The following is a 2179-nucleotide window of genomic DNA, read 5'->3' on the forward strand; positions in this document are numbered from 1 at the left end:
GTGTGGTGCCAAGGAGGGTGTGTGGTGATCAGGCGGCGCGGCGCGAGCCCGGTGCCGCCGCGTGGTCCGGTACGTAGATCCGCGCGTCGGCGAGCAGCCGGGCGGCGCGCTGCACGGTGACGCGGCCGGGCACGCCGTCGCGTACGTCCTCGCACGCCACCGCGACCACCCCGGCGGGTGTGCCGATGCGCAGCCGGCCGTCGCGCGGAGAGCGTGCGGCCCGCGCGACCACCGAACCCTCGGCCAGAGCGGCGGCCGCCACGGCGACCGCGGAGGTCAGACCGATGGCCGGATGCGGCGCGTTCATCGACAGCATCCGCACCGAGACGTCGTACGCGTCGGCCGTGACGCGGTCGCCGAGCGTGCTCGTGTACGCCACCGGCGGGCCCACGAGACCCACCTTGGGCACCGCGTCACCGGGCTCCGCGCCCGGCACGGCAAGCCCCAACTCCGGTGCGCAGGCGTGCCGTACCGAACGCAGCCAGGGCACCAGGGCGCCCATCGCGTCCAACGGCTCGGACCCGGTGTGCCCGGCGCTCGCCGCGTCGACGAGGACCACGGGCGCGCCCGCGTCCACCATGGTGACCCGCACCGGGTCCGCACCGCCCACCCGCAGGTCCTGCGCGGGCAGGCCCGTCGGCAGCAGCGCACCCGTCGTCCGTCCGGCGGGCCCGCGGAAGGTGAGGCCCACGGCGACGCCGCCCGCCCGGGTGCCCGGCACGGTCTGCTCGCCGAAGTCGTGCACCACACCACCGGTGGTGTCCACCAGGCCTTCGAGCACCGCACCCGTGTTGGTGTTCCGCATGACCACGCGGGTGCGGTCACCCGTGATCGGGACCAGGCCCTTGGCGACCGCGTACAGGGCGACGCCCGTGGCGCAGTTGCCGCAGTTGCTGGTCCATTCCACCGAGCCGGTACCGATGCCGACCTGCGCGAACAGGTAGTCGACATCGACGCCGGAGGCCGGCGAGGCGCTGACCACCGCGGCCTTGGAAGTGGTGGGGGTGGCGCCGCCGACCCCGTCAAGCTCGACCGGATCGGCGGAGCCGTACGCGGCGACCAGCAACTTCTCCAGGGCGCCGCGGTCGGCGGGAACATGGACCTGCTGGAACAGCCAGCACTTGCTGGTGCCGCCACGCACCAGAGTCGCGGGAGTGTGCACGTCTGAGAAATTCCTTGATCTGCACGGGATCCCGAACGGGATCAGCGCTTCCAGAGGACCGAGCATGCGGTTACGGGTGTGTTGCCACCCGGTGAACCGCTCGGCGAACGCGATGACACTCGCAGACCCATGACTTGGGCACAATGGCAGTTCACTTCACCTGGGTTAAGCAGCGCTAAACTCACCGACATGCTCAACGTACGCCGCCTGCTGCTGCTCACCGAGGCCGCCGAGCGCGGCTCGCTCACCGCCGCCGCTGAGGCCATGGGGATGACGGTCTCCGCCGCCTCCCAGCAGATGTCGCTCCTGGAACGGGAGGTCGGACAGCCCGTCGTCGAACGGCTGCCCCGCGGCATCCGCACCACCCCCGCGGGCGCCGCCCTCGCCGACCGCGGCCGGGCGATCCGTCGTGAACTACGCGCCGCCGAGGCCGACTTGGAGTCCTTCGCCCACCTCGACCAGGGCACCCTGCGGCTCGGCTCGTTCCCCACCGCCAGCGCCTCACTGCTCCCGCTGGCCCTGACCCGCTTCCGCCGCAAGCACGCCGGCATCCGGATCGAGGTACGGGCCGGGGTCCTCGACGAACTGCGCGAGATGCTGCACACCGGCGAGGTCGAGCAGGCCCTGCTGTGGGACTACGACTGGAACCGCGTCGACGACCCGGCGCTGTCCCTCACCCATCTCCTCGACGACCCCACGGTCCTCGTGGTCTCCGCCGACTCCCCACTGCGCACCCACACTTCGGTACGGCTCGGCGACCTCGCCGACCAGGAGTGGATCATCCGCGCCGACAACCATCCGGTCGCCGACGTGCTGCGCCGCAGCTGCCGCCGGGCGGGCTTCGAACCACGCATCGCCTACGCCTCGCACGACTACCAGGAAGCCCAGGCCATGGTCGCCGCGGGCCTCGGCATCGCGCTCGCCCCGCGTCTCGCCCTCACCAGCCGCCGCAGCGACGTCCGCCTGCTCCCCTTCGCGTACGACATCCCCGCACCCACCCGCCGCATCCTCCTGGCC

The 2179-nt window shown here is 72.6% G+C and carries 2 protein-coding genes; one reads left to right on the top strand and one right to left on the bottom strand.

Annotated elements, in window-relative coordinates:
• Positions 1 to 28 precede the first annotated feature (28 nt).
• The gene (locus GUY60_RS37040) at positions 29 to 1162 is read right to left on the bottom strand and encodes a PrpF domain-containing protein (RefSeq protein WP_187370228.1); all 1134 of its coding nucleotides are present in this window, start codon (positions 1160 to 1162) and stop codon (positions 29 to 31) included.
• 189 nt (positions 1163 to 1351) lie between these two features.
• Between GUY60_RS37040 and GUY60_RS37045 the strand changes: the two genes are divergently transcribed.
• Positions 1352 to 2179 (top strand): LysR family transcriptional regulator (locus tag GUY60_RS37045; RefSeq protein ID WP_161705896.1); only part of this gene is annotated, 828 nt, incomplete at its 3' end.

It is taken from the genome of Streptomyces boluensis, from assembly GCF_009908195.1.
Lineage (GTDB): Bacteria > Actinomycetota > Actinomycetes > Streptomycetales > Streptomycetaceae > Streptomyces > Streptomyces boluensis.